The organism is Pseudomonas benzopyrenica, assembly GCF_036884265.1.
Lineage (GTDB): Bacteria > Pseudomonadota > Gammaproteobacteria > Pseudomonadales > Pseudomonadaceae > Chryseomonas > Chryseomonas benzopyrenica.
In genome coordinates, this window is record NZ_CP145723.1 from 1,644,207 (window position 1) to 1,663,030 (window position 18,824).

An 18,824-nucleotide genomic window follows, 5' to 3' on the forward strand; every position below is an offset into this window, starting at 1 on the left:
AGTTTCCATGAGCGACCGTCTCGACCTGATCCTCGAACCTACCGCCGACGAGCAGCAGACGCTGCAAGTCCAGCGCCTGGCGATCCGCCTGGCCGGCCGCGACCTCTGGCTGGAAGCCGACGGCAGCGGCGGTCTCAACATCTTCGCCGACTCCCAGGACGACGAAGAGCAGACCCCGGTCCTGGTGCTGCGGCCCCAGGCCCTCAATGCCCTGGGCCTGTCCATCGCCCTGGAAACCTTCGCCGACGAAGGCGATGAGAATCATGTGCATGACGCCGATTGCGGTTGCGGCCACGATCATTGAGTATCTAGCTCCGACACGTCGCTCAGCGGAGTAGAGCATGGCTGCATCTGAACGTTATCGGTTGGCGCTTGGCCGCCTGCTGGACCTGACCCTGGCCGGCCGCGAGCCGACCGAGAAGATTCAACTGACTGCCGACGGCACCCGTCTCCACTGGCTGACCGAAGGCGTGCTGGAAGTCACTCCGCCGGTGGCGCGCGACAACCACCTGGACCTGCTGCTCTCGGCGGGTATCCATGGCAACGAGACGGCGCCCATGGAACTGCTCGACGAGTTGCTCGGCGGCATCGCCAGCGGCGCCCTGCGTCCCGCCTGCCGAATGCTGTTCATGTTCGGCAATCCCGATGCCATGCGCCGCGGCACCCGCTATGTCGAGCAGGATCTGAATCGCCTGTTCAATGGTCGCCATGCCCAGGCCGAAGGCTCCGAGGCCCAACGTGCCAACGATCTCGAGCGCCTGTCCGCGCAGTTCTTCAGCAAGCCTGATCGGGCCCGACTGCACTACGACCTGCACACCGCGCTGCGCGCCTCGGCGCTGCCGCGCTTCGCCCTCTATCCCTGGAGCGCCGGGCGCGAGCATTCGGAAGCCGAGTTGCAGCGCCTGGAAGCCGCCGGCATCGAAGCCGTGCTGCTCTATGATAAACCCGGTATCACCTTCAGCGCCTACACCTACGCCGAATGCCAGGCCGAAGCCCTGACCCTGGAGCTGGGCCAGGCCCGTCCCTTCGGCGAGAACAGCGAACTCGACCTGAGTCGCCTGCGGCTGCTGCTCGAAGCCCTGATCGAAGGCCGTGAAGCCGAACTGCCGCCGCCGGATTCCTCGCTGCTGAGATTCCGGGTCGCGCGCCAGGTGTACAAGTCCAGTCCGCGCTTCCAGCTGCACCTGGCCGACGACGTGGCCAACTTCTCACCGCTGCGCCAGGGGTCCCTGCTGGCCGAGGACGGCAGCGAGCGCTGGATCGTCGACGAGGCCGAGGCACGCATCATCTTCCCCAACCCCAAGGTCGCCGTCGGCCTGCGGGCCGGGCTCATCGTGGTCCCGGCATAAGGAGCGACTTGCATGATCGATCTGCGCAGCGATACCGTCACCCAGCCCACGCCGGCCATGCGCCAGGCGATGCTGGACGCAGAACTCGGCGATGACGTCTATGGCGAAGACCCGACCGTTACCCGACTGGAGCAGCGTCTGGCGGGCGATCTCGGCCTGGAGGCCGGACTCTTCGTGCCCAGCGGCACCATGAGCAATTTGCTCGGCCTGCTGGCGCACTGTGAGCGGGGCGACGAATACCTGGTCGGCCAGCAGGCCCACACCTACAAGTACGAAGGCGGGGGCGCTGCGGTGCTCGGCTCCATCCAGCCGCAGCCCATCGAGATGGCCGCCGACGGCAGTCTGGACCTCGACCTCGTGCGCAGCTACATCAAGGCCGACGACTTCCACTTCGCCCGTACCCGGCTGCTGGCGCTGGAAAACACCATGCACGGCAAGGTCCTGCCGCTGGCCTATCTGGCGGCGGCACGCGCCTTCACCCGGGAGCACGGCCTGGCCCTGCACCTGGACGGCGCGCGGCTGTACAACGCCGCGGTCAAGCTGGGCGTGCCGGTGCGCGAGATCAGCCAGCATTTCGATTCGGTGTCGATCTGCCTGTCAAAGGGTCTCGGTGCACCGGTGGGTTCGGTACTCTGCGGCGATGCCGAGCTGATCGCCAAGGCGCGTCGCTGGCGCAAGGTGGTCGGCGGCGGTATGCGCCAGGCCGGCATGCTGGCAGCGGCGGGGTTGCATGCGCTCGACCACCAGGTCGAGCGCCTGGCCGAAGACCACACCCATGCCGCCCAGCTCGGCACCGCCCTGGCCGAACTCGGCTACCAGGTGGAGCCGGTGCAGACCAATATGGTCTACCTCGCCATGGGTAACGAAGCACCCGCCCTGCAGGCCTTCCTCGCCGCACGCGGCATCCGCATCAGTCCGGCCCCACGCCTGCGCCTGGTCACCCATCTGGACGTCAACGCTGCCGATATCGAGGCGGTCATCGCCGCTTTCGCCGCCTACCGCCACCGCTAAGTCTTCCGACGACGTTTTTCCTGCGCAACCGGGGCGACACCGGGGCGCAGGCGTCGATATACTCCCAGGCATGCGTGTCCGTTTTCCGCACGTGCCGCGTCTGCGGCGCCCGCTCCGTTCGTCTCGTCTGCGATCCAGTCGGATGCCCGTCACGCGCGTCGAAAAGCCCATTGTCTGGAATGAATATGAAAAGCGCCGAAATCCGTGAAGCCTTCCTCCGCTTCTTCGAAGAGAAGGGGCACACCCGGGTCGCCTCCAGTTCGCTGATCCCCGCGAACGATCCGACCCTGCTGTTCACCAACGCCGGGATGAACCAGTTCAAGGACTGCTTCCTCGGCATGGAAAAGCGCAGCTACACCCGCGCCGCCACCAGCCAGAAGTGCGTGCGCGCGGGCGGCAAGCACAACGACCTGGAGAACGTCGGTTACACGGCGCGTCACCACACCTTCTTCGAGATGCTGGGCAACTTCAGCTTCGGCGACTACTTCAAGCGCGACGCCATCACCTTCGCCTGGGAATTCCTCACCTCGCCACAGTGGCTGGGTCTGCCCCGGGAAAAGCTCTGGGTCACCGTCTACGCCACCGATGACGAGGCCTACGACATCTGGACCAAGGAAGTCGGGGTGCCCGCGGCGCAGATGGTGCGCATCGGCGACAACAAGGGCGCGCCCTATGCGTCGGACAACTTCTGGACCATGGGTGACACCGGTCCCTGCGGTCCCTGCACCGAGATCTTCTTCGACCATGGCCCCGAGATCTGGGGCGGCCCGCCCGGTTCGCCGGAAGAAGACGGCGATCGCTACATCGAGATCTGGAACAACGTCTTCATGCAGTTCAACCGCACCGCCGATGGCGTCCTGCATCCGCTGCCGGCGCCCAGCGTCGACACCGGCATGGGTCTGGAGCGGGTGAGCGCCGTGCTGCAGCACGTGCATTCGAACTACGAGATCGACCTGTTCCAGCAGCTGCTGGCAGCCTCCGCCGAGGCCATCGGTTGCGCCAACGACGACGCCCCGTCGCTCAAGGTGGTGGCCGACCACATCCGCTCCTGCAGCTTCCTGATCGCCGATGGCGTGCTGCCGTCCAACGAAGGCCGTGGCTATGTGCTGCGCCGCATCATTCGGCGTGCCTGCCGCCACGGCAACAAGCTGGGCGCCAAGGGCACCTTCTTCCACAAGATCGTCGCCGCCCTGGTGGCCGAGATGGGTCAGGCCTATCCCGAGCTGGTCCAGCAGCAGGCGCACATCGAGCGTGTGCTGCGTACCGAGGAAGAGCAGTTCGCCAAGACCCTGGAGCAGGGCCTGAAGATCCTCGAACAGGATCTGGCGCAGCTGCAGGGCGACACCATCCCCGGCGACGTGGTGTTCAAGCTCTATGACACCTACGGCTTCCCGGTCGACCTGACCAACGACATCGCCCGCGAGCGCAACCTGAATCTCGACGAGGCCGGCTTCGAACGCGAGATGGAGGCCCAGCGCGAGCGGGCCCGTTCCGCGAGCGCCTTTGGCGTGGACTACAACAGCCTGGTCAAGGTCGAGGGCGAAACCCGTTTTCTCGGCTACGACACCACCAGCGCCTCGGGCATCATCGTCGCCCTCTACCGTGCCGGTCAGCCGGTCGATAGCCTGGCCGAAGGCGAAGAGGGCGTGGTCATCCTCGACCAGACACCGTTCTACGGTGAATCCGGTGGCCAGGTCGGCGATACCGGTTTCCTGGAAAGCGCCGGCGTTGGCTTTGCCGTGCGCGACACCACCAAGACCCAGGGCGCCTTCCTGCACCATGGCGTGGTGACCAAGGGCAGCCTCAACGTCGGCACCGCGCTCATGGCCCAGGTGGATGCCGGTCGCCGCCAGGGTATCGCCCTGAACCACTCCGGTACCCACCTGCTGCACGCCGCGCTGCGCCAGGTGCTGGGCGACCATGTCCACCAGAAGGGCTCCCTGGTCAACGACCAGCGCCTGAGATTCGACTTCAGCCACTTCGAGGCCATCAAGCCCGAGGAGCTCAAGCGCATCGAGACCATCGTCAACGAAGAGATCCGCAAGAACAGCGCGGTGACCACCGAGGTCATGGCCATCGACGAGGCCAAGGCCCGTGGCGCCATGGCGCTGTTCGGCGAGAAGTACGGCGACGTGGTACGCGTGGTCGGCATGGGCGGTGAATTCTCCGTCGAGCTGTGCGGCGGTACCCACGTCGCCCAGACCGGCGACATCGGCCTGCTCAAGCTGGTCAGCGAAGGTGGCGTGGCCTCCGGCGTACGCCGCGTGGAAGCCATCACCGGCACCGCGGCCCTGGCCTATCTCAACGGCGCCGAGGAACAGCTGCGCGAAGCCGCCAGCCTGCTCAAGGGCAGCCGCGACAACGTGCTGGACAAGCTGGCCGCGCTGGTCGAGCGCAATCGCCAGCTAGAAAAGGAAATCGAGCAGCTCAAGGCCAAGGCCGCCAGTGCCTCGGCCGGTGACCTGGTGGACCAGGCGCAGGATGTGAAGGGCGCCAAGGTGCTCACCGCGCGTCTCGACGGCCTCGACGGCAAGGCGCTGCTGGCGCTGGTCGACCAGCTCAAGAACAAGCTGGGCAGCGGCATGATCCTGCTCGGTGGCGAAGCCGACGGCAAGGTGGTGCTGGTGGCCGGCGTCACCGCCGACCTGACCGCCAAGCTCAAGGCCGGCGAGCTGATGAAGCGCGCCGCGGCCGTGGTCGGGGGCAAGGGCGGTGGTCGTCCTGACATGGCCCAGGGCGGCGGCACCGATGCCAGCCAGCTCGCAGCGGCCCTGGCCTGTGCCGGCCAGTACGCCGAGGAAAGCCTCTAAGAGCGCTGCGGGTCGCCGGGGAGGGCGGCCCGCTTCCTCCCTTAACAACATGAATCAGATTTTTCTGCGGACGGGCAGCAAGCAATGGCATTGATCGTACAGAAATTCGGCGGTACCTCGGTGGGTACGGTGGAGCGTATCGAGCAGGTCGCCGACAAGGTGAAACGCTTCCATGAAGCGGGCGACCAGATCGTGGTGGTGGTGTCGGCCATGAGTGGCGAGACCAATCGCCTCATCGGCCTCGCCAAGCAGATCATGGAGCAACCCGATCCGCGCGAGCTGGATGTCATGGTCTCCACCGGCGAGCAGGTCACCATCGGCCTGCTGACCATGGCGCTGCTCAAGCGCGGCGTCCAGGCGGTCTCCTACACGGGCAGCCAGGTGCGCATCCTTACCGACAGCGCCCACACCAAGGCGCGCATCCAGCAGATCGACGATGCCCGCATCCGCGCCGACCTCAAGGCGCGCAAGGTCGTGGTCGTGGCCGGCTTCCAGGGCGTCGACGAGCAGGGCAACATCACCACCCTGGGCCGTGGTGGCTCCGACACCACGGGCGTGGCCCTGGCGGCCGCGCTGAAGGCCGACGAATGCCAGATCTACACCGACGTCGACGGCGTCTACACCACCGATCCGCGCGTGGTGCCCCAGGCCCAGCGGCTGGACAAGATCACCTTCGAGGAAATGCTGGAAATGGCCAGTCTCGGCTCCAAGGTGCTGCAGATCCGCTCGGTGGAATTCGCCGGCAAATACAACGTGCCGCTGCGCGTGCTGCACAGCTTTCAGGAGGGTCCGGGCACCCTCATTACCCTTGATGAAGAGGAATCCATGGAACAGCCGATCATCTCCGGCATCGCCTTCAACCGTGACGAAGCCAAGCTGACCATTCGCGGTGTGCCGGATACCCCCGGCGTGGCCTTCAAGATCCTCGGCCCGATCAGCGCGGCCAACATCGAAGTCGACATGATCGTGCAGAACGTCGCGCACGATAACACTACCGACTTCACCTTCACCGTGCACCGCAACGACTACCAGGCGGCGCTGGAGATCCTCAAGCGCACCGGCGTCGAGATCGGGGCCCGCGAGTCCGTGGGCGACATCAAGATCGCCAAGGTCTCCATCGTCGGCGTCGGCATGAGATCCCACGCCGGCGTGGCCAGCCAGATGTTCGAAGCCCTGGCCAAGGAGAGCATCAACATCCAGATGATCTCTACCTCCGAGATCAAGGTGTCGGTGGTCATCGAGGAGAAATACCTCGAGCTGGCCGTTCGCGCGCTGCACACCGCTTTCGAGCTCGACGCCCCCGCACGCGGCGCCGAGTGACCCGCCAAGCGAGGTCCCTGCCACAGGGGCCTCATCTATCGCGGCTCTTGCGGAACTTTACTTGCATGGACAGAGGTCAATAGCGACTAGAGGGTCCATTCAGGGATCGTTTCGGTTCATACGTGCAGACTGAGTTAAAGCTTAAGGAGAATGGAATGCTTATTTTGACTCGTCGGGTTGGTGAGACCCTGATGGTGGGTGACGAAGTCACCGTGACGGTACTGGGAGTCAAGGGCAACCAGGTCCGCATTGGCGTCAATGCACCCAAGGAAGTCGCGGTTCATCGCGAGGAAATCTACCAGCGCATCCAGAAGGAAAAGGACCAAGAACCAAACCACTGATTTTTTTTGAATTTTTCTCTTTGCAAACGGGCAAACCTTCGATATAGTTTCGCCCCGTTGCGGTGAGGTGGCCGAGTGGCCGAAGGCGCTCCCCTGCTAAGGGAGTACACCTCAAAAGGGTGTCGAGGGTTCGAATCCCTCCCTCACCGCCATTTGCTTCAAACTGGCTCCGCTGTACTGACCAAATGGTAAGTACCTGATAAACAAGCAAATTTGCTTGACACGTCAGAAACGGAAGCTAGAATACGCAGCTTCAACGCACTCGTAGCTCAGCTGGATAGAGTACTCGGCTACGAACCGAGCGGTCGGAGGTTCGAATCCTCCCGAGTGCGCCAAATCGACGAAGCCTCTGGCTTCAGCAGTACCAGCGGTGTTCTGGCTAAACTCACCGAAACGCACTCGTAGCTCAGCTGGATAGAGTACTCGGCTACGAACCGAGCGGTCGGAGGTTCGAATCCTCCCGAGTGCGCCAAACATGAAGAAGGGCCTGCAGCGATGCAGGCCCTTTTTTATTGTCCGCGGATTCATGCCAGTATCCGCGACCGATGACCTGGCCAGGACCCCGTTCGGCCTGGCCTTCCGTCTTTCGACCTTGCCCGCGAGAGGGTCTCATCATGCAGTGGGACAGACCGACGCCCCATCTCCTGCCGCTGCGCATCGGTGCCGAGCACATCGACGGCCTGGGCCATGCCAACAATGCCGTCTACGTCAGCTGGCTCGAACAGTGCGCCTGGCAGCATTCGGCGGCCCTGGGCCTGGACCTGGCCACCTTCCAGCGCCTGGATCGCGCCATGGCCGTGGTGCGCCACGAGATCGACTACCTCAGCAGCGGTTACCAGGACGATGAGCTGGTGCTCGGCACCTGGCTGGTGGACTGGGATCGCCGTCTGCGCATGACCCGGCAATTCCAGCTGCAGCGTCCCGCCGATGGCGTGACCCTGCTGCGCGCCCGGACGACCTTCGTCTGCATCGAGCTGTCTTCCGGCAAGCCCAAGCGTATGCCACCTGAGTTCCTGGCCGGTTACGGTCAGGCGCTGCCCGGCGAGGACGTCTGACATGGAGATCGCCCTGGCGCCCATGGAGGGACTCGTCGACGACATCCTGCGCGAGTTGCTGACCGAAGTCGGTGGACTCGACTGGTGCGTGAGCGAATTCATCCGCGTCTGCGATCGCCTGCTGCCGGCAGCGGCCTTCGCCAAGCTGGCGCCGGAGCTAGGGCAGGGTGCGCGTACGCCATCGGGCACCCCCATGCGCGTGCAGCTGCTGGGCTCGGATCCGGCCTGCCTGGCCGACAATGCGGCCTTCGCCTGCACCCTGGGCGCACCGGTGATCGACCTCAACTTCGGCTGCCCGGCCAAGACCGTCAACAAGTCCCGCGGCGGCGCGGTGCTGCTCAAGGAGCCGGAACTGCTCAACCGGATCGTCGAGAACGTGCGTCAGGCCGTTCCGGCGCACATTCCGGTCACCGCCAAGATGCGCCTGGGCTATGACAGTCCGAACAGCGCCCTGGCCTGCGCCGAGGCCCTGGCGGAAGGCGGCGCGGCGCAACTGGTGGTCCATGCACGAACCAAGGTCGAGGGCTATCGGCCGCCGGCGCACTGGGAGTGGGTGGCGCGGGTGGCCGACCGGGTGTCCGTGCCGGTGCTGGCCAATGGCGAGATCTGGACCCTGGATGATTACTGGCGCTGCCGCAGTGTCAGCGGTCAGGCCTCGGTCATGCTGGGCCGCGGCCTGGTCTCGCGACCGGATCTGGCGCTGCAGATCGCCGCTGCCGTACGCGGCGAGGAGACGGCTGCGCAAAGCTGGGCCGAGATCCTGCCGCGAGTGCAGCGCTTCTGGGTCATGGCGCAGCGCAAGCTGGCGCCGCGCTACGCCCCAGGGCGCCTCAAGCAGTGGCTGGGCATGCTGACGCGCAGCTATCCCGAGGCGGCGGCTCTGTTCGCCCAGGTGCGGCGTGAATCCGACTGCGCCCTGATCGACCGCCTGCTCGGCATGGCCGGGCAAAACCCGGCCAATCTTGATCTCGATCAAGAACGCCGGCTGCAACTCGTCTAGTCTGCAGGGAGTGGTGACGACGGAGCGTCGTCGCTCGAGCACGCAAGGCACTTCAGGCGACCCCCGGGTCGCCTTTTTTTCGTCCGGGCGACCCGCTGGAACTTCGCCCGGGTCGCGCGGCCTATGCTGGATCCCCTGCAGACCAAGAGCCGACGTGCGCCTACCCTGGACGGTCTTTCTCGCACCCACGCCGGCGGCGCTCCTCTTTGCCGGCAAAACCCTGTTCGCCGCCGGACTGGCGCTCTGGCTGGCCTTTCGTTTCAGCCTCGAGCAACCGGTCTGGGCCTGCATGACGGTGATGATCGTCTCCCAGCCGCTGTCCGGCATGGTGCTGGCCAAGGGATTGTTCCGCCTGCTCGGCACCCTCGCTGGCACCTGCATGGCGGTGGTACTCATGGGCTTCTTCGCCCAGACCCCCTGGCTGTTCCTGCTGGCCCTGGCGGGTTGGATGGCCCTCTGCACGGCCGCCTCGACCCTGCTGCGCAACCATGTCGCCTATGGCTTCGTCCTGGCCGGCTATACGGTGGCGATCATCGGTCTGCCCGCCATCGCCCATCCGCTGACGGTGTTCGACCAGGCGGTGGCCCGCTGTACCGAGATCTGCCTGGGCATCGTCGTGGCCTCGGCGGTCAGCGCGCTGTTCTGGCCGCAGCGCGTGGAGCAGAATCTGGCCGCTCAGGCGCGGCGCACCTGGGAGCAGGGCGTGGCCGCCGCGCGGGCGGAGCTGGCGGAGGCCCAGGACGCCACCCAGGGCCTGCTGGCCATGCTCGGCCAGGTGGTGGCGGTGGACGCCCAGCGCGACCATGCCTGGTTCGAAGGCCAGCGTGGCCGGCAGCGTGCCCGGGCGCTGCGCCTGCTCTCGCGCGACCTGCTCAGCCTGCTGCGCACCGCTCGCGGCGCCATGCGCCAGTGGCGTGGCCTGGACGAGTCGCGAAGGGGCGCGCTGCAGCCCTGGCGCGACGAACTGCTGGTGACCCTGGCCGACCCCCAGGCTCCCGCTCTGGAGGCCCTCCTGCAGCGTCTGCGAGAGGCTGCCGGCACCGCCCCGGAGCTGGACAACGACCAGCGCTACCTGCTGGCCCGCTTCGCCATCCTGCTGGACAAGATTTTGCTCGCCGGTCGAGCTCTGGACAGCGTCCATACGGCGCAGCTCAGCGCCGTGGCGCCCTCGGCATTGGCCCGCCATCGCGATGTCCAGACGGCGCTGCTCTATGGCCTGCGCAGCGCCTGTGCGCTGCTGGCCGTGGGCGTCTTCTGGCTGGCCAGTGCCTGGCCCTCGGCGCCGGGTGCCATGCTCATGGCCGGCGTCATCTGCAGTCTGTTCGCCAATCGCGACAACGCCGCAACCATAGGTCTCGGGTTCCTGCGCGGCATCCTCTATGCCGCACCGGTCGCCATCCTCGTCAGCCAGGTGCTGTTGCCACAGATCAGTGGCTATCCGCTGCTGTCCCTGGTACTTGGGGTGCCGCTATTCTTTGCCGCCCTGGGGATGGCCGGTCCACCCAGCGTGGTGGGCACCGCGACGGCCTTCGCCATCCACCTGCTGGTGCTGGTCTCGCCCAACAATCACGGCCAGGTGGAGATGGGCGCCTTGCTCAACCAGTTGCAGAGTCTGCTGATCGGGGTGGGCGCGGCGGTGCTGATGTTCCGGCTGATCAGCCTGCGGACGCCGCGGCGTACCAGTCGCCGGATCCTGGAGGCCACCACCTACGACCTGCAGCGACTGACCAGGGTCCCTCTGGCCAATGCCGAGACCTGGTTCGGTGGACGCATGGCGGATCGCCTGTTGCTGCTGGCGCGGCATATCGAGCAGCTGTCGTCGGGCGAGCGCGGGCGCTGGGAGCAGGGGTTGCTGGCGCTGGACCTGGGCAACGAATTGCTGCACCTGCGCGCCTGCCTGGCCGATGCCCAGGGCGAGGTGGCGCGGGCGCGGGATGCCTTTCTCGCGCGCTTTGCCGAACAGCTGGAAGTGGGCTTCGGTGACCTCCAGCCGGGCGCGCTGGACGCCGCAGCGGAGCGTTTGCGCCAGGCGCTGGACCAGGCGCCGGACGATGAGCCGCATCGACTGGCGCGCGGTGCCATCGGCCAGCTCCAGCAGACCTGGCGCAGCTGTTGTCTAGAGGCGGTAGTGGAGGAGGGCGCGGATGAATCTGCATGAATGGGCCATCGGCGGGGTCTACCTGGGGCCGCTGTTCGTCTATGGCGTCCTGGCGCTGTTACTGACGGCCCTCTCGCTGTGGCTACTGCAGCGTAGCGGCCTCGGCCGCCATCTCTGGCACGGCGCCCTGTTCGGCTGCGCGCTATTCGTGCTCTGGCTGGCCGGCATCGTGGCCGTGCTGGCCACCTGAGCCCTATGACAAGAGGATCGCAAAGGCGATGCACAAGACCCTGCGTGTGGCGATAACCCTGATCGTGGTACTGCTCGCCATCCTGGCCGGCACCTGGCTGTGGCATTTCTATCTCTATACGCCCTGGACGCGCGATGCGCGGGTACGGGCCGATGTGGTGGTGGTCGCGCCCGACGTGTCCGGCTGGGTGACCCGTCTGGCGGTGGTGGACAACCAATTGGTCAAGCCGGGCGATCTGCTCCTGCAGATCGATCAGCAGCGTTATCAGGCCAATCTCGCCCATGCCAAGGCGGTGGCCGAGACGCGCCAGCAGCAATTGCGTCTGCGCGAGAGCGAAGCGGCCCGGCGCCAGCGCTTGGGTACCAGCGCCATCAGCGCCGAGGACCGCGAGACCGCCCAGGTCAATGTGGCCGTCGCCCGCAGCCAGTACCAGGAAGCCCTGAGCGATGTGAACCTGGCCCAGATCAACCTGGATCGCAGCCGGGTGCTGGCGCCGCGGGAAGGGCGGATCACCAACCTCAGATTCGCCGAGGGCAACTATGTGCAGACCGGCCAGGCGGTGATGGCGCTGGTGGATACCAAGTCCTTCTACGTCATGGCCTATTTCGAGGAGACCAAGATCCCCTCTATCCACCCCGGTGATGCGGTACGGGTGCGCCTGATGAATCAGGCGGCGCCGCTGCAGGGCCGGGTGGCGAGCATCAGCAGCGGCATCACCGATCGCAATGCGGCCAATGATGCCCAGTTGCTGGCCAACGTCGAGCCGACCTTCAACTGGGTGCGCCTGGCGCAACGCATTCCGGTGCGCATCGAACTGCTGGACGTACCGGCGGATATCCACCTCAGCGCCGGCATGACGGCGAGCGTCTCGGTGCTCGATGGCGAGGGTCACCACCCGCTGCAGGGCTGGCGTCGGCTCTGGGATTACTGAGGTCGGAGAAGGTACGACTAAAGTCGTCTGGAAGCCTTACCGGGCGGGCCTAGAGTAGAGCTCGACGCTCCCGTCATGCTGTAAGGAACAACAATAATGAATGACAGCACCTACCGGCGGATTGAAGCCAGTCCGCGTTTCCAAGAACTGGTGACCAAGCGCGGGCGCTTTGCCTGGACGCTCTCCGCCATCATGCTCGGACTCTATTCCGCCTTCATTCTCCTGATCGCCTTCGCCCCCAGGATCCTCGGTACCCGTATCCATGCGGAGACCGCCATGACCTGGGGTATCCCCCTGGGCGTCGGTCTGATCCTGTCGGCCTTCGTCCTGACCGGTATCTATGTGCGCCGGGCCAATGGCGAATTCGATCGGCTCAACGCGGAAATCCTCCGGGAGGTGCAGCCATGAGACGTCTTTCCCTGGCCGCTGCACTGCTGGCCCTCTCGCCTTCGCTGTGGGCGGCCGACGCCATCAGCGGCGCGGTCCAGCGCCAACCCCTGAACGTCTCCGCCATCCTGATGTTCGTGGCCTTCGTCGGCGCCACCCTGGGTATCACCTACTGGGCCTCCAAGCGCAACCGCTCGGCGGCGGACTACTACGCCGCTGGCGGGCGCATCACCGGTTTCCAGAATGGTCTGGCCATCGCCGGTGACTACATGTCGGCCGCCTCTTTCCTGGGCATTTCCGCCCTGGTGTTCACCTCCGGCTACGACGGCCTGATCTACTCCATCGGCTTCCTGGTGGGCTGGCCGATCATCCTGTTCCTGATCGCCGAGCGCCTGCGCAACCTGGGCAAGTACACCTTCGCCGACGTGGCGTCCTATCGCCTCAAGCAAAAGGACATCCGTACCCTGTCCGCCTGCGGTTCGCTGGTGGTGGTCGCCCTCTACCTGATCGCCCAGATGGTCGGTGCCGGCAAGCTGATCCAGCTGCTGTTCGGCCTGGACTACACCCTGGCCGTGGTGCTGGTGGGCATCCTCATGGTGCTCTACGTCCTCTTCGGCGGCATGCTGGCCACCACCTGGGTGCAGATCATCAAGGCGGTGCTGCTGCTGTCCGGCGCCAGCTTCATGGCCTTCATGGTGATGAAGCACGTCGGCTTCGACTTCAACCGACTGTTCGCCGAAGCCATCGCCGTGCATCCGAAAGGCGAGGCCATCATGAGCCCCGGCGGCCTGGTGAAGGATCCGATCTCGGCCTTCTCCCTGGGTCTGGCGCTGATGTTCGGCACCGCCGGCCTGCCGCACATCCTGATGCGCTTCTTCACCGTGAGCGACGCCAAGGAAGCCCGCAAGAGCGTGTTCTACGCCACCGGCTTCATCGGCTACTTCTACATCCTGACCTTCATCATCGGCTTTGGCGCCATCCTGCTGGTCAGCACCAACCCGGCCTTCAAGGACGCCGCCGGCGCCCTGCTGGGCGGCAACAACATGGCGGCGGTGCACCTGGCCAACGCCGTGGGCGGCAGCATCTTCCTGGGCTTCATCTCGGCGGTGGCCTTCGCCACCATCCTGGCGGTGGTGGCCGGTCTGACCCTGGCCGGTGCTTCGGCGGTCTCCCATGACCTCTACGCCAGCGTGATCAAGAAGGGCAAGGCCAACGAGAAGGACGAGATTCGCGTTTCCAAGATGACCACCGTGGCGCTGGGCGTAGTCGCCATTGCCCTGGGCATCCTCTTCGAGAAGCAGAACATCGCCTTCATGGTGGGCCTGGCCTTCTCCATCGCCGCCAGCTGCAACTTCCCCATCCTGCTGCTCTCGATGTACTGGAAGCGCTTGACCACGCGGGGCGCCATGATCGGTGGCTGGCTCGGCCTGATCACCGCGGTGGCCCTGATGGTGCTCGGCCCGACCATCTGGGTGACCATCCTCGGTCATGCCAAGCCGATCTACCCCTATGAATACCCGGCGCTGTTCTCCATCGCCGTGGCCTTCATCGGCATCTGGTTCTTCTCCATCACCGACAAGTCGGCGGCTGCCGAAGAAGAGCGCGCGCGCTTCTACCCGCAGTTCGTGAGATCCCAGACCGGCCTGGGGGCCAGCGGCGCCGTCTCGCACTGATAGATACCTGCACCAAGACCGAGCCCGGATCCCTGATCCGGGCTTTTTTTTGCCGGGAACACCGGTGGATCGAGGGATGGCAGAGGTCGCCTGACGACTTCGGAATTTTCCGCCGCTGGCGCGGGTCCATGGAACAGGCCCGTCGCTTCGTAGCAACCTGTTACGACGGCGGTCGACCCCTGGCCTTCATGGAGAATGGCAGATGACTCTCTCGACCATCCTGGTTCTGGTGCTGCTGGTCCTGCTCATCGGCGGACTTCCGGTGTTCCCCCATTCGCGCAGCTGGGGCTATGGCCCGTCCGGCATCGTGGGCGCCATCCTGGTGGTCCTGCTGGTGCTGCTCTTGCTCGGCATGATCTAGGCCGTAGCCGCGGCGTGAAAATGCCCCACAAGGGTGCATTGGACAAAGGTCTTGCCCAATGCGGTGCAGCGCGGTAACGTCGGCTTTCCGGCCTGCCTTGCCGAGTGCTGTAAACAAAACCGGCGTCTGCGTGAGCAGACGCCGGTTTTGTTTTGCGCGTCAGTTGGCGACCGCGCCGTCCTGGCGGCTGCGCAGATAGAGATCCAGCACGACCTCGTCCAGGATGGAGGAGGCACCCCAGGGACGGCTGCTGTTGAGGATGGCGACCACCACCCAGTTGCGGGCATTGGCGTCCCGGACGAAGCCTGCCAGGGCGCGCACGTTGTTCAGGGTGCCGGTCTTCATGTGCGCCTGACCGGTCAGCGGCGAATTCTTCATGCGTTTGCGCAGGGTACCGTCCATGCCGGCCAGCGGCAGCGAGGAGATGAACTCCGGCCCATAGGGGCTCTGCCAGGCCGATCTGAGGATCTCCGCCATCTCCCGCGCGCTGACCCGCTCGGCGCGGGACAGGCCCGAGCCGTTCTCCATGATCAGGTGGCTGGCATTGATGCCCTTGCGCGCCAGCCACGAGCGGATGACCCGCAGCGCCGCCTTGCCGTCGTCGGCATCCGCCGAGGTGCGGAATTGCGCGCCGATGGACAGGAACAGCTGCTGGGCCATGGTGTTGTTGCTGTACTTGTTGATGTCGCGAATGATCTCCACCACATCGGGCGAGAAGGCCCGCGCCAGTACCTCGGCGTTGCGCGGCACGCTGCCCTCGCGGGTGCGGCCCTTGATGCTGCCGCCCAGCTCCTGCCAGATGGCCCGCACCGCGCCGGCGGTGTAGGCCGGGTGATCGAGCAGCGACAGATAGCTCTGGGCGTTGCAGCCGTCCGGCAACTGGCCGCTGACGATGAGGCTGGTGCTGCCATCGGCCTGGGGTACCGGATTGAAACGCACATCCGGCCAGGCGGGACAGCCGCTCTTGCCGGTGGCGCGCATCTGGTTGTCGATGTTGACGTTGGTCAGCGGTGGATCCATGGAGACGCTGACGCGGCCATCGGCCGAGCGCACCACCATGCGTACCGATTTCAGGTTCACCAGCAGCGAATCCGGCCCCACCAGGAAGGTCTTGTTCTCGTCTTCGCCGTCATCGTTGAAGGCCGGCAGATTGGGTTTCACGAAGCGGCCACGATCCAGCACCAGGTCGCCGGTGACCTCCAGCACGCCATTGGCGCGCAGGTCGCGCATGAGCAGCCAGAGGCGCTCCATGTTCAGCTTGGGATCGCCGCCACCCTTGAGATAGAGGTTGCCGTTGAGGATGCCGTCCTTGAGGGTGCCGTCGGTATAGAACTCGGTCCTCCACTGGTAGGTGGGGCCCAGCAGTTCCAGGGCGGCATAGGTGGTGATCAGCTTCATGGTCGACGCCGGATTCACCGAGACGTCGGCGTTGTAGTAGTCGTTTTCGCCCGGGCCGTCGAGGGGCAGCATCACCAGCGACAGATCGCTACCGGGAATCTTGTTGGTCTGCATCGCCTTTTCGATTCGCGGCGGCAGGTAGGAGGTATCGGCACTGACGGGCAGGGAAAAGCCCAGGGCGCAGCAGCTCAACAGCAGGCCCAGAGATCGGAAAGTCTTTCGCATCGGGACACACACCTTGGCAGGGTACCGGCCTAGTTGAAGAGAAAAGGGGCCGATAGACGTCGGAGTGCGGGCATTATGCAGTAAGGAGGGCGGGACGAGCCAATCCCAAGGGGCAGCACGCAGACAAAGAAACGACCGCCTTGGCGGTCGTGTCTGGAAAGGGCGGGATCAGTTGTAGCCCGTGGCGTCCTTGGTGCGGTCCGGACTGTTGGGCGAAGGCGGATCGCGTCCGTCATCGGTCTTGGCGTGCTCGGTGCGCAGGGGCTTTTCGTCCTTGGGCAGTTCGCGTTCGTCGGCTTTGCGCTTTTCTTCGGCCATGGGATCCTCGTCTGCTTGATTGCCGGTCAAGGTGTGACCGGTGCAGGCGTTTCGCCGTTCCCCTGGGGCGAGGAGTGGTCGGTGAACACGCCGGCGGCCTGCAATTGCCGCAGGGCCTCGTTGACCTGCCGCGCGAAGGTGTCCTCGATGGCGGTGCCGGCCTGATGGCTGGCGGCCAGGGGCAGGAACCAGACCCCCATCCAGGTGCGCACCGAGCTGGCATTGCGCACGCGGGTGGGCGTGCTGCCCCCCGGCGCCAGCCACTCGGCGGTCAGTACATAGTCGTCCCTGGCGGTACCCGGGACGAGAAAGAAGGTGGCACCGGTGATCAGGCCGCTGGCGATGGCCGCGGCATAGGAGGTGCTGTTGTAGAGCTTGAGGCGCAGCAAGGCGTCGTCCGGCTTGCCGGGCTCCGGCACCAGGGTGATACGGTCGAACAGCTGGGAGTGCTCCAGGACCTGGCGCAGCCTGGGCTTCAGGCCTTCGCGGGCCACGGCGATGGAGGTCGCCTCCTTGGCGTCTTCGACTTCGCCTCGATAGAAATTGAACTCCACCAGGACATTGGGGCGCTGCTGTCGCTCGCTCGCGGGAGCTCGGAACGGCTGGGAAGGGAGTTCGTCACCGGGAAAGGCGGCGCAACCGGCGAGCAGGAGCAGGAAGAGCAGGGCAGCGAAGGTTTTCACAAGACGCACCTCATCCCTAGGTCGCTATTGCGAACGTTGGTTGGCCAACGTCCGCGCAAAAAAAAGCCCAACCGGGGGTTGGGCTTTTTCGAGAAGGCGGGTGATTAGATCACCTGCACCTCATCGGCCTGCAGGCCTTTCTGGCCTTGCACGACCAGGAAGGAAACGGCCTGGCCTTCTTGCAGGCTCTTGAAGCCGTTACCCTGAATGGAACGGTAGTGAACGAACACGTCCGGGCCGCTCTGGGGGGTGATGAAGCCGAAGCCTTTCTCGTCGTTGAACCACTTGACGGTGCCAGTTTGGCGAGTAGACATGGATTTCTCCTTGAATAAGATGACGTTGTTGTCCGAAGGACGACAGTTTTGAAACGAGGAGAAACCCATGCCGCGAAAGCTGGCCCTGATGTACTCCAGGTTCTCGACAGGTGAGCCGCTTTGTAGAGACAGCCTCACCTGACAGCGATGGATGGTCTCAGACTGGCTTGCGCAAAACAAGACCTTTGAGCTGCTCGATGTTGACTTTAGCGACCATGGTCGAAGTGGTGGCTAGAGCGGGCAAACGGCTGTTGGCGCAGGGGAGGCGTATCGCAATCCTGGGCATGGGCCTGTCGGCTGCCGAAAAGGATCCGTGCTGAATCGTTTCCCTGACGCAAGGTGTCGTTGGCCGAGTCGCTGGGCAGTGCATCGTGCCCGGCAATCAGTAGTGCGTGAGGGCTGATTCTTCAGATTTTCAAGAGCCTGTGAGCACCCGTCTCCTCCACCCTGTCGTGTTGCCCACCGAGGCCATCGTTCGGGGTTCCAGGCGGTGCGATTCGGCCAGCTGAGGTTTATCGGAGTCTTTTCGTGACCGGTATGGTACCCAAGAGCGGGTCCCGGCTAGGGGAAGGTTTTCAGCCGGTCGAAGCAAACGCTCAGCGGTCGCGGGCAAAGGCTTTTCGTTTTCGCTGTCGCCATAGGCCAGTGGTGTCGAAACGGTGACGGCCTGCTCAATGCGGGTAGTGGCTAGATGCTATTATTTCGTTCGATTCATTACCCCGAACCGCAAGGGTTCAAGGATTTACCGTGAAAAACGGTCTCGAATGCGCAGGACGCGCATTGGGCCACGGACTCGCCGGATACCGGGTCGAGCTTCGTCGCCTGAACCTCAATGAAATACTGGTAGCTGTCTACCATGCCCAGCAGTCGATCAAGCTGACCCAGCGAATAGTGACCAACGAGCAGGCTACCAATCCGTTCTTGCTGAATGCGGTGGTGGCAGCCATGCGGGTCGAGGCTGACACCGTTGGTCTCTTCATCGAGATTCCACTCGCCGATGATTGCCTGACCGCCTGAATCTGGCGGTCACTGGATGCGGGTTGAGTTGGTGGGAAGGCATCTATCGAGCAAGCGCCGATCACTTTCATGCAGGCAGCGCTGCCCGGACGTCAGCAGGCTCCATCCGCTGTGAACGGCAGGTAGGTCTCCAGCAGGGTATGGCGCCAAACCGTGCCGGGATAGCGTCGCATCGAGTCGAGGTTCGCTACCCGGGCGACACCCGGCGGCCATCAAGGCTTCGCACGATGCTGAGCGATCCTTTCAAAGGGCCAGGGTAGCGAGCAAGCAGTGGCTTTGCTGA

General features: G+C 64.9%; 19 protein-coding genes and 3 tRNA genes. 18 read left to right on the forward strand and 4 right to left on the reverse strand.

Annotated elements, in window-relative coordinates; genetic code table 11:
• Nucleotides 1-7 precede the first annotated feature (7 nt).
• The 17 genes from V6W80_RS07590 (at nt 8) to V6W80_RS07670 (ending at nt 14,586) form a co-directional block, all read left to right on the forward strand.
• A complete protein-coding gene (locus tag V6W80_RS07590) occupies nt 8-304 on the forward strand; it encodes a hypothetical protein (protein WP_059314289.1) in 297 nt (98 codons plus the stop codon).
• A gap of 37 nt (nt 305-341) precedes the next feature.
• Nucleotides 342-1,349 (forward strand): succinylglutamate desuccinylase, encoded by a 1,008-nt coding sequence (gene astE / locus V6W80_RS07595; RefSeq protein WP_037063295.1) that lies wholly within the window; start codon nt 342-344, stop codon nt 1,347-1,349.
• 12 nt (nt 1,350-1,361) lie between these two features.
• A complete protein-coding gene (gene ltaE / locus V6W80_RS07600) occupies nt 1,362-2,360 on the forward strand; it encodes a low-specificity L-threonine aldolase (protein WP_338546453.1) in 999 nt (332 codons plus the stop codon).
• Between the two features lie 185 nt (nt 2,361-2,545).
• The gene (gene alaS, locus V6W80_RS07605; protein ID WP_338546454.1) at nt 2,546-5,170 is read left to right on the forward strand and encodes an alanine--tRNA ligase; all 2,625 of its coding nucleotides are present in this window, start codon (nt 2,546-2,548) and stop codon (nt 5,168-5,170) included.
• Between the two features lie 84 nt (nt 5,171-5,254).
• Nucleotides 5,255-6,490 carry an aspartate kinase gene (locus V6W80_RS07610; RefSeq protein WP_068385496.1) on the forward strand — a complete coding sequence of 412 codons (1,236 nt, stop codon included), beginning with the start codon at nt 5,255-5,257 and terminating at the stop codon, nt 6,488-6,490.
• Nucleotides 6,491-6,645: 155 nt separating this feature from the next.
• Nucleotides 6,646-6,831, forward strand: coding sequence for a carbon storage regulator CsrA (gene csrA, locus V6W80_RS07615; RefSeq protein WP_007159101.1), 186 nt, complete (start codon nt 6,646-6,648; stop codon nt 6,829-6,831).
• A gap of 61 nt (nt 6,832-6,892) precedes the next feature.
• Nucleotides 6,893-6,983 (forward strand) — tRNA-Ser (locus V6W80_RS07620).
• A gap of 106 nt (nt 6,984-7,089) precedes the next feature.
• Nucleotides 7,090-7,166: transfer RNA gene (locus V6W80_RS07625), tRNA-Arg, on the forward strand.
• Between the two features lie 60 nt (nt 7,167-7,226).
• Nucleotides 7,227-7,303 (forward strand) — tRNA-Arg (locus V6W80_RS07630).
• 142 nt (nt 7,304-7,445) lie between these two features.
• Nucleotides 7,446-7,886 carry an acyl-CoA thioesterase gene (locus V6W80_RS07635; protein WP_017639704.1) on the forward strand — a complete coding sequence of 147 codons (441 nt, stop codon included), beginning with the start codon at nt 7,446-7,448 and terminating at the stop codon, nt 7,884-7,886.
• Between the two features lies 1 nt (nt 7,887).
• Complete coding sequence (locus V6W80_RS07640; RefSeq protein ID WP_338546457.1) at nt 7,888-8,886, forward strand: tRNA dihydrouridine synthase; 999 nt, start codon at nt 7,888-7,890, stop codon at nt 8,884-8,886.
• 154 nt (nt 8,887-9,040) lie between these two features.
• Nucleotides 9,041-11,044, forward strand: a complete 2,004-nt coding sequence (locus V6W80_RS07645) for an FUSC family protein (protein ID WP_338546459.1) — start codon at nt 9,041-9,043, stop codon at nt 11,042-11,044.
• Nucleotides 11,031-11,234, forward strand: coding sequence for a DUF1656 domain-containing protein (locus V6W80_RS07650; protein WP_017639707.1), 204 nt, complete (start codon nt 11,031-11,033; stop codon nt 11,232-11,234). Before V6W80_RS07645 ends, V6W80_RS07650 begins: the two co-directional genes overlap by 14 nt.
• Before the next feature lie 28 nt (nt 11,235-11,262).
• Nucleotides 11,263-12,165: an efflux RND transporter periplasmic adaptor subunit gene (locus V6W80_RS07655; RefSeq protein ID WP_017639708.1), complete on the forward strand. Its 903-nt coding sequence runs from the start codon at nt 11,263-11,265 to the stop codon at nt 12,163-12,165.
• A 96-nt stretch (nt 12,166-12,261) separates the two neighbouring features.
• Nucleotides 12,262-12,573, forward strand: a complete 312-nt coding sequence (locus tag V6W80_RS07660; RefSeq protein ID WP_338546462.1) for a DUF485 domain-containing protein — start codon at nt 12,262-12,264, stop codon at nt 12,571-12,573.
• Nucleotides 12,570-14,225 (forward strand): cation acetate symporter, encoded by a 1,656-nt coding sequence (locus tag V6W80_RS07665; RefSeq protein WP_017639710.1) that lies wholly within the window; start codon nt 12,570-12,572, stop codon nt 14,223-14,225. Before V6W80_RS07660 ends, V6W80_RS07665 begins: the two co-directional genes overlap by 4 nt.
• Nucleotides 14,226-14,427: 202 nt before the next feature.
• On the forward strand, nt 14,428-14,586 hold the full coding sequence (locus V6W80_RS07670) for a DUF3309 family protein (RefSeq protein WP_007159093.1): 159 nt from the start codon (nt 14,428-14,430) through the stop codon (nt 14,584-14,586).
• 159 nt (nt 14,587-14,745) lie between these two features.
• On the opposite strand, the gene dacB is transcribed toward V6W80_RS07670, so the two are convergent.
• The 4 genes from dacB to V6W80_RS07690 all read right to left on the reverse strand — a co-directional run bounded on the left by dacB (nt 14,746) and on the right by V6W80_RS07690 (nt 17,524).
• Nucleotides 14,746-16,209 carry a D-alanyl-D-alanine carboxypeptidase/D-alanyl-D-alanine endopeptidase gene (gene dacB / locus V6W80_RS07675; RefSeq protein ID WP_017639712.1) on the reverse strand — a complete coding sequence of 488 codons (1,464 nt, stop codon included), beginning with the start codon at nt 16,207-16,209 and terminating at the stop codon, nt 14,746-14,748.
• A 168-nt stretch (nt 16,210-16,377) separates the two neighbouring features.
• Nucleotides 16,378-16,527: a hypothetical protein gene (locus V6W80_RS07680; protein ID WP_017639713.1), complete on the reverse strand. Its 150-nt coding sequence runs from the start codon at nt 16,525-16,527 to the stop codon at nt 16,378-16,380.
• Nucleotides 16,528-16,553: 26 nt separating this feature from the next.
• On the reverse strand, nt 16,554-17,210 hold the full coding sequence (locus V6W80_RS07685; protein ID WP_338546464.1) for a hypothetical protein: 657 nt from the start codon (nt 17,208-17,210) through the stop codon (nt 16,554-16,556).
• A 104-nt stretch (nt 17,211-17,314) separates the two neighbouring features.
• Entirely contained in the window at nt 17,315-17,524 is a 210-nt protein-coding gene (locus V6W80_RS07690; protein ID WP_007159089.1) for a cold-shock protein, read from the reverse strand.
• A gap of 747 nt (nt 17,525-18,271) precedes the next feature.
• On the opposite strand from V6W80_RS07690, the gene V6W80_RS07695 reads away from it, so the two are divergent.
• Nucleotides 18,272-18,541 carry a hypothetical protein gene (locus V6W80_RS07695; protein ID WP_231356421.1) on the forward strand — a complete coding sequence of 90 codons (270 nt, stop codon included), beginning with the start codon at nt 18,272-18,274 and terminating at the stop codon, nt 18,539-18,541.
• Nucleotides 18,542-18,824: the final 283 nt, after the last annotated feature.

Excerpts from the sequence above, each read along its gene's own strand:
- V6W80_RS07590 (WP_059314289.1), top strand. The coding sequence starts at position 8 with ATGAGCGACCGTCTCGACCTGATCCTCGAACCTACCGCCGACGAGCAG.
- astE (WP_037063295.1), top strand. The coding sequence starts at position 342 with ATGGCTGCATCTGAACGTTATCGGTTGGCGCTTGGCCGCCTGCTGGAC.
- ltaE (WP_338546453.1), top strand. The coding sequence starts at position 1,362 with ATGATCGATCTGCGCAGCGATACCGTCACCCAGCCCACGCCGGCCATG.
- alaS (WP_338546454.1), top strand. The coding sequence starts at position 2,546 with ATGAAAAGCGCCGAAATCCGTGAAGCCTTCCTCCGCTTCTTCGAAGAG.
- V6W80_RS07610 (WP_068385496.1), top strand. The coding sequence starts at position 5,255 with ATGGCATTGATCGTACAGAAATTCGGCGGTACCTCGGTGGGTACGGTG.
- csrA (WP_007159101.1), top strand. The coding sequence starts at position 6,646 with ATGCTTATTTTGACTCGTCGGGTTGGTGAGACCCTGATGGTGGGTGAC.
- V6W80_RS07635 (WP_017639704.1), top strand. The coding sequence starts at position 7,446 with ATGCAGTGGGACAGACCGACGCCCCATCTCCTGCCGCTGCGCATCGGT.
- V6W80_RS07640 (WP_338546457.1), top strand. The coding sequence starts at position 7,888 with ATGGAGATCGCCCTGGCGCCCATGGAGGGACTCGTCGACGACATCCTG.
- V6W80_RS07650 (WP_017639707.1), top strand. The coding sequence starts at position 11,031 with ATGAATCTGCATGAATGGGCCATCGGCGGGGTCTACCTGGGGCCGCTG.
- V6W80_RS07655 (WP_017639708.1), top strand. The coding sequence starts at position 11,263 with ATGCACAAGACCCTGCGTGTGGCGATAACCCTGATCGTGGTACTGCTC.
- V6W80_RS07660 (WP_338546462.1), top strand. The coding sequence starts at position 12,262 with ATGAATGACAGCACCTACCGGCGGATTGAAGCCAGTCCGCGTTTCCAA.
- V6W80_RS07665 (WP_017639710.1), top strand. The coding sequence starts at position 12,570 with ATGAGACGTCTTTCCCTGGCCGCTGCACTGCTGGCCCTCTCGCCTTCG.
- V6W80_RS07670 (WP_007159093.1), top strand. The coding sequence starts at position 14,428 with ATGACTCTCTCGACCATCCTGGTTCTGGTGCTGCTGGTCCTGCTCATC.
- dacB (WP_017639712.1), bottom strand. The coding sequence starts at position 16,209 with ATGCGAAAGACTTTCCGATCTCTGGGCCTGCTGTTGAGCTGCTGCGCC.
- V6W80_RS07680 (WP_017639713.1), bottom strand. The coding sequence starts at position 16,527 with ATGGCCGAAGAAAAGCGCAAAGCCGACGAACGCGAACTGCCCAAGGAC.
- V6W80_RS07690 (WP_007159089.1), bottom strand. The coding sequence starts at position 17,524 with ATGTCTACTCGCCAAACTGGCACCGTCAAGTGGTTCAACGACGAGAAA.